The 6,249-nt window shown below is 38.5% G+C and carries 6 protein-coding genes and 3 pseudogenes; 7 read left to right on the top strand and 2 right to left on the bottom strand.

Features of this window, described 5'->3' with window-relative positions; translation table 11 throughout:
- Nucleotides 1–262 (top strand): annotated as a pseudogene (locus ACLFMM_RS03170) (RNA-guided endonuclease TnpB family protein); the annotation flags it as partial.
- Between the two features lie 18 nt (nt 263–280).
- Here the strand turns inward: ACLFMM_RS03170 and ACLFMM_RS03165 are convergent.
- Nucleotides 281–987: pseudogene (locus ACLFMM_RS03165) on the bottom strand (IS630 family transposase); the annotation flags it as partial.
- A 16-nt stretch (nt 988–1,003) separates the two neighbouring features.
- Here ACLFMM_RS03165 and ACLFMM_RS03160 point away from each other — a divergent pair.
- The 6 genes and pseudogenes from ACLFMM_RS03160 to nth all read left to right on the top strand — a co-directional run.
- Nucleotides 1,004–1,468: pseudogene (locus tag ACLFMM_RS03160) on the top strand (transposase); the annotation flags it as partial.
- A 436-nt stretch (nt 1,469–1,904) separates the two neighbouring features.
- The gene (locus ACLFMM_RS03155) at nt 1,905–2,450 is read left to right on the top strand and encodes a pyruvate ferredoxin oxidoreductase subunit gamma (protein WP_410807265.1); all 546 of its coding nucleotides are present in this window, start codon (nt 1,905–1,907) and stop codon (nt 2,448–2,450) included.
- 2 nt (nt 2,451–2,452) lie between these two features.
- Nucleotides 2,453–2,713 carry a pyruvate synthase subunit PorD gene (gene porD, locus ACLFMM_RS03150; protein ID WP_410807264.1) on the top strand — a complete coding sequence of 87 codons (261 nt, stop codon included), beginning with the start codon at nt 2,453–2,455 and terminating at the stop codon, nt 2,711–2,713.
- Nucleotides 2,714–3,928 carry a pyruvate synthase subunit PorA gene (porA, locus tag ACLFMM_RS03145; RefSeq protein ID WP_410807263.1) on the top strand — a complete coding sequence of 405 codons (1,215 nt, stop codon included), beginning with the start codon at nt 2,714–2,716 and terminating at the stop codon, nt 3,926–3,928.
- Complete coding sequence (gene porB, locus ACLFMM_RS03140) at nt 3,925–4,803, top strand: pyruvate synthase subunit PorB (protein ID WP_410807262.1); 879 nt, start codon at nt 3,925–3,927, stop codon at nt 4,801–4,803. Before porA ends, porB begins: the two co-directional genes overlap by 4 nt.
- 40 nt (nt 4,804–4,843) lie before the next feature.
- Complete coding sequence (gene nth, locus ACLFMM_RS03135) at nt 4,844–5,482, top strand: endonuclease III (protein WP_410807261.1); 639 nt, start codon at nt 4,844–4,846, stop codon at nt 5,480–5,482.
- A 39-nt stretch (nt 5,483–5,521) separates the two neighbouring features.
- On the opposite strand, the gene ACLFMM_RS03130 is transcribed toward nth, so the two are convergent.
- Nucleotides 5,522–6,181: a sensor histidine kinase gene (locus ACLFMM_RS03130; protein ID WP_410807260.1), complete on the bottom strand. Its 660-nt coding sequence runs from the start codon at nt 6,179–6,181 to the stop codon at nt 5,522–5,524.
- Between the last annotated feature and the right edge of the window lie 68 nt (nt 6,182–6,249).

The raw sequence follows: 6,249 nt of genomic DNA, 5'->3' as shown, positions 1-6,249 counted from the left end.
GTAAAACCGGGATTCAGAAATTGACTTATTATGATATTAAGCAAAAATTCGGTCTATCTGCTCAGTTGACTGTCAGGCAATTGGTAAAGTAGCTAAAAGCTACAGCAACTACATAAAGATCATGCACAAATTCGATAGAAAGGGAGCTGTGGTCTACGACCAGAGAGTTCTGTCGTTCAAGGGAAACGATGTGATTTCCATACTTACTCTTGGCGGCCGTGAGAAGATCAGTATATCTTACGGCGATTACAGACCTCTGGATAAAAATATAGTCTTTAACTCATTGAATTATACTTTGTATTTGTACATCAAATTTTTTCATCCATGCTTTAGCAAATGATAGAGATATTCCAATTTCCATGAACACTGTTTTTATGATGGACCTTATATGCTGTTTTGATTGAACGAACCTTACCGATATTTCTCTTTTGATAGATTTCCATATGAATTCAACGGGGTTCAGGTCAGGCGAATACGGTGGCAGGAACACCAGTATAATTCCCAGTTGTTTCGCTTTCATGGTTGTTTTCAGTGCATGATGTGCTATAGCATTATCCATAATCAGCACGATAGGTCTGCCATTGATTGATTCTTGATATTTCCTCGAGAAATTCACAAACATAATCAGATTTGGATGAATCTTTGAATTCGATCAGGTTGTTACCGTTTATGGAATAAAAAGCAAAAGCATTTGCTTTTATGTAATCCGTGTTCTTGTAGATCACGGGTTTATCAAACGACCAGAGTCTATGAGTATTGGCTCTGGTCTGTGGAGACGATTCATCCATGAACCCTATGACATAGGGTTCATCAGTCTCAGTGTTTAAGAGAGTAAGTATGTCTTCGAGGTTTTTTTAAAATATCATCAGCATTTTCAGGTTTTCTGTAGTCGTAAGTATAGGGTTTGGAATGTTTCATACCAAACTGTATCATTATGATTCTTATCTGTTTGATAGAATATTCTACCCCATACTTTTGTATAAAGAGCTATGTATCTAACTATAGAATCAGAGTTCAGGCAGACCTGATTTACGAAGATGGTAACTTTTACCTGATGCTTGTGATGGAAGTAGATGAAACAGAAGTCAGGTACAACGATGATGTACTGGGTGTAAATCTTGGTAGTCAATATAGCAACTACTTCGGATAATGAAATTTAAAAAGGTTCAAAAGCTGATAAGGTTAGAAAACGATACACCAGTCTGAAGTCGAGATTACAATCTAAAGTCATGTTTTCAGCCAAGAAACACCTCAAGAAATTATCCAGGAAAGAACGCCGGTTCAAACGGGATCTGAACTATCGGATTGCCAAACAGCTGATAAACCACGCTATAGCACTTGAGAACCTCAACGGTTTTCGTCCAGAAGCTACGGTCATCAAGACAACGCCGATTACAATGCTTCGAAGAATATTGCACACAGGGGAGCTGTCAGCCTTCCTGATGTCATCCGCTTAGCTTCTAGTTAAGAGATGGAAGGACAAGCTAACAGCTTCAGCGGTTAGTAACTGACGGAGATGGTTCTTTTGGGTAAGATGCATACATTATACGATAGTTTAGCAAATCACTTATATTTTTTTGACTACTTATTATGTCCCCGATGCTAAATACATCGGTTTTTATTTATTCTTATAAATCTGATATTAAACGGATAATCCTTCCACATTTTCCTATTTTTTTATTATGTGGGTTTTTCTACCAAAAGACTAAATAGGAATTTACATAATTAAACATTGTATTTAAAACAACATACTAAAATTTATGCAGGCGATTAACATTGTTAAATAATAAACATTTTAAATATTAATCGATTATAACAGCAAACAAGATTGTCATATTTAAACTTGTTTAATATATAGATATTATTGTACTATTTCCACACATAGTAATTAATGGAGAATATAGATGAAAGAGATACGAGTACACGGTCGAGGAGGACAAGGTTCCGTTACTGCTGCTGAATTACTTGCAATAGCAGCTTTCAGCGATGGTAAATTTAGCCAAGCGTTCCCAGCTTTTGGAGTAGAGCGTAGAGGTGCACCAGTGCAGGCTTTTACCAGGATTGGTGATAAACCCATAAGGCTGAGAAGTCAGATTTATGAACCAGATTATGTAATTGTTCAGGACCCTACACTTGTTGACATTGTTGAAGTTGCAAGTGGTATGGATGAGAATGGTATTCTCATAATTAACAGTGACTTTGGTCCTGAAGCTTTTAATATTGATACAGATGCCAAAATAATGACAGTTGATGCTACAAAAATCGCACTGGATATCATCGGTAGACCGATTGTAAATACAATACTTCTGGGGGCTTTTGCAGGAGCAACAGATGAAATAAATCCTGAATCCATCAAAGATGCTGTTAAAGAGAGGTTCCCCGGAAAGATAGGAGATAAGAATTCAGAGGCAGTACAGAAAGCCTATGATATGATAAGGGAGGGCAATTAATAATGACAATTTCTGCAGGCGGTGTATGTGAACCCGGCACCACTAGAAAAAACAAAACAGGTGGATGGAGAAACTACAAACCAGTTTTCATATATGATAAGTGTATCAAATGCAATCTCTGTGAACTTCTGTGTCCTGATGAAGCAGTTATACCAAGAGAAGATGGATTTTTTGAATATGATTACGATTACTGTAAAGGATGCGGAGTCTGTGCAAATGAATGTCCGGTTTCTGCAATTGAAATGGTTCTGGAGGAGAAATAAATGGTGAAACTGCGCAACATCACAAAGGATATGATGACAGTTGTTGAAGGGTCATATGCAGTTGCATATGCGGCCAAAGTATGTAGACCCAATGTAATATCAGCTTATCCGATAACTCCACAGACCCATATTGTAGAAGAACTTTCACAGTTTATAGCGGATGGAGAACTCGAAAATTGTGAATCCATTAATGTCGAATCAGAATTTTCTGCATTATCGACCTTAGTTGGTTCATCTGCTACAGGAGCAAGGACATATTCAGCAACTACTTCACAGGGACTTGCACTCATGCATGAAGTATTGTTCAATGCTTCCGGTATGAGGCTGCCTATAGTTGTGACAGTAGTAAACCGTGCATTGAGTGCACCGATTAGCATCTGGAATGATCATCAGGATTCTGTATCTGAAAGGGATTCTGGATGGATACAGCTTTATGCTGAAGATGTACAGGAAGCAGCGGATATGATAGCACAGGCGTACAAAGTGGGTGAAGACCCTGACGTTATGCTACCTGTAATGGTATGTATGGACGGGTTCATTCTCTCACACGTTTATGAACCTGTGGTTTTGCTTGAAGAAAACCTGATTGATAAATATCTTCCATCATTTAACCCTGAATACAAGCTTGACCCGAAAAATCCGAAAACATTCGGTGCTTTTGCACCTCCTGCCAGTTATACTGAGTTCAGGTATGCACAGGAACAGGCAATGACTGCAGCGATTGACAAAATTGAAAAGGCTGCAGATGATTTCTATGATGTCTTTGGCAGGTATTACGGGGGACTTATTGATGAGTACGAAACCGATGATGCCGAAATCATAATATTGGCAATGGGCTCTGTTATAGGAACAATTAGGGATGTGATATATAACCTCCGTGAAAAAGGTGTTAAAGTAGGTCTTTTAAAGGTAAGAGCATTAAGACCTTTCCCAAAAGACGCCATAAAAGAAGTAATTAAAGATGCTGGAGTTGTTGTGACCCTAGATAAGAACATATCCGTTGGTATGAATGAAGGTGCACTTTGTACCGAAACCAAGGCATGTATGTACAACACAGATATTAATGTACCAGTTGTAGGATACATGATCGGTCTTGGTGGACGGGATATTCCCGAAGGAACTATTGAAAACATAGTTGAAGAAGCAAAGGAAGTGATGGATTCAGGTATTTCTATTGAAAGTCAGTTTACCGACCTGAGGGAGGATTTGATATGAAAGAAAGTTTGTTATGTTCAGGACATAGTGGTTGTCCTGGATGTTGTGATGCAATGATTGCAAAATTTGTATTGAGAGGAATTGGTGAAAACTGTATAGTGTCCACACCCACCGGCTGTCTTGAAGTGATGACGACCCCTTATCCGGATACATCCTGGAACGTGCCATGGATACACTCCCTTTTTGAAAATGCAGGTGCTGTTTCATCAGGAATTGAAGCTGCCTGGAAAGCCATGAATAAGGACGAGGATACAAAATTCGTGGTTATAGCAGGTGATGGAGGTACAGTTGATATCGGTATGCGCTCGATATCAGGTGCATTCGAACGGGGACACGATATAACCTATATCTGTATGGATAACGAAGCATACATGAACACAGGTGTGCAGCGAAGCGGTGCAACACCATACGATGCTTCAACCACTACCAGCCCGGCAGGTAAAGTATCTTTTGGGAACAAACGTCCAAAGAAGAACATGCCTGAAATAATGGCGGCACACGGCTCACCCTATGTGGCAACTGCGTCACTTGCCTATCCCAAAGATTTGATGAAAAAGGCTAAAAAGGCGGCTGATATTGAAGGACCAACCTATATACATGCACATGCTCCATGTACAACAGGATGGGGATTTGACACTTCAAAGACCGTAGAAGTCGGAAAACTGGCTGTACAAACGGCACTTTGGCCAATGTATGAGATGGAAAACGGGGAAATAACACAGGTTAGAAAGGTGAAAAGTCCAAAACCTGTTGAAGAATACCTCAAATTGCAGCGCAGGTTCAAGCATCTTTTCACTAAAGAAGGTGGAGATGAAGAAATTAAAAAGATTCAGGAACTTGCTGATTTCAATATCAAACACTTTGGGTTACAGTGACCCAATTTTTTTATTTTTATAACTAAAATTACAGTTTAAAATGGTAGTAGATAATACTCAAAATTTTGAAAAAATCTGGTCATTGCTCCAGAAGGAATACCCTAACCCAGAACCAGCACTACGTTTTAATAATCCTTTCCAGCTACTTGTAGCGACCATCCTTTCGGCACAGGCAACGGATACACAGGTGAACCAGGTAACAAAGAATTTGTTTAAAAAGTATACTGATGTTGAAGACCTTGCAGACGCAGATATCGATGAACTGGAAAAGGATATCTATTCTACTGGATTTTATAAGAATAAAGCCAGAAATATCAAAAAATGTGCCCAGATGATAAAATCCCAGTTCAACTCAAAAGTACCGGACAATATGGACGATATGATTAATCTTCCGGGTGTTGGGAGGAAGACTGCCAATATTGTGCTATCAAGGGGGTTTGGTGTACAGGAAGGGATTGCTGTCGACACTCATGTAAAACGGTTGTCTCAACGACTTGGATTTACCCAGAATGCAACACCAGAAAAAATAGAACTGGATTTAATGGAACTTGCAGATAAAAACGACTGGGATGAACTGTCATTGACATTGATTTTGCATGGGCGTAAAATTTGCCATGCCAAAAACCCTGAATGTGAAAATTGTGTGGTTAATCATCTCTGCCCATCTAGTAAGGTTTAAAAATAAAATTGAAATTCTACCAAATGTTTATTGAGTTGATTATTGACCATCGAATTTGATGATGAATCTAGTACCGTTATTTTTATCCAGTTCAAAATCACCATTAATCTGGTCTATGAGACTGTTTACAAGCTGTAGACCAAGAGAATCGCTATCTTTAATATCAATATCTTCTGGTATACCTCTGCCGTTATCAGTTACAATTAATGTATAGTATCCTTTATCATCCTGATAGAGCTCAATATTTATCGTACTTTGTCTATCACCAGAGAACGCATATTTTAGAGAATTGAATACAAGCTCATTAATAATCATACCAAGGGGTATGATTGTGTCAATTCCGAAATTAAGATTCTGAACATCGATGTTTATATTTGCGTTCTTTTCCCTATAAAGACCGGTAAGATAACTGACAAGGTCCTCTATATAACTTTTCAGGTTAATACTTTCCAGCTCTTTTGTCCGGTAGAGCTTTTGGTGGATAAGAGACATCGAAACAACACGATTCAGTGTGTCTCTAAAAGCTTCGTTTACTTTCTCATCTTCGAATTTCTCTGACTGAAGATTGAGCAGACTGGATATGACCTGTAGGTTGTTTTTGATTCGGTGGTGATGTTCCAGTTCCCCTGTTCTCTCAGCATTTTTAATTTGTTTACTCTGTTCTTGATCACGGTCTTCCAGTTCACGGTTTATTAACATTTAGATGTATGGGGATAATATAAAAATTCATTATGAAATTGAGAGAGCTGTAAAAAGTGTAACCTGGC

Origin of the sequence: Methanohalobium sp., assembly GCF_046546175.1 — an archaeon.
Taxonomy (GTDB): Archaea; Halobacteriota; Methanosarcinia; order Methanosarcinales; family Methanosarcinaceae; genus Methanohalobium.
Note: the sequence above shows the minus strand (reverse complement) of the source record. Positions and strands in the feature narration are given on the sequence as shown.

Coding starts and splice junctions, on each gene's coding strand:
- ACLFMM_RS03155 (WP_410807265.1), top strand. CDS start 1,905: ATGAAAGAGATACGAGTACACGGTCGAGGAGGACAAGGTTCCGTTACT.
- porD (WP_410807264.1), top strand. CDS start 2,453: ATGACAATTTCTGCAGGCGGTGTATGTGAACCCGGCACCACTAGAAAA.
- porA (WP_410807263.1), top strand. CDS start 2,714: ATGGTGAAACTGCGCAACATCACAAAGGATATGATGACAGTTGTTGAA.
- porB (WP_410807262.1), top strand. CDS start 3,925: ATGAAAGAAAGTTTGTTATGTTCAGGACATAGTGGTTGTCCTGGATGT.
- nth (WP_410807261.1), top strand. CDS start 4,844: ATGGTAGTAGATAATACTCAAAATTTTGAAAAAATCTGGTCATTGCTC.
- ACLFMM_RS03130 (WP_410807260.1), bottom strand. CDS start 6,181: ATGTTAATAAACCGTGAACTGGAAGACCGTGATCAAGAACAGAGTAAA.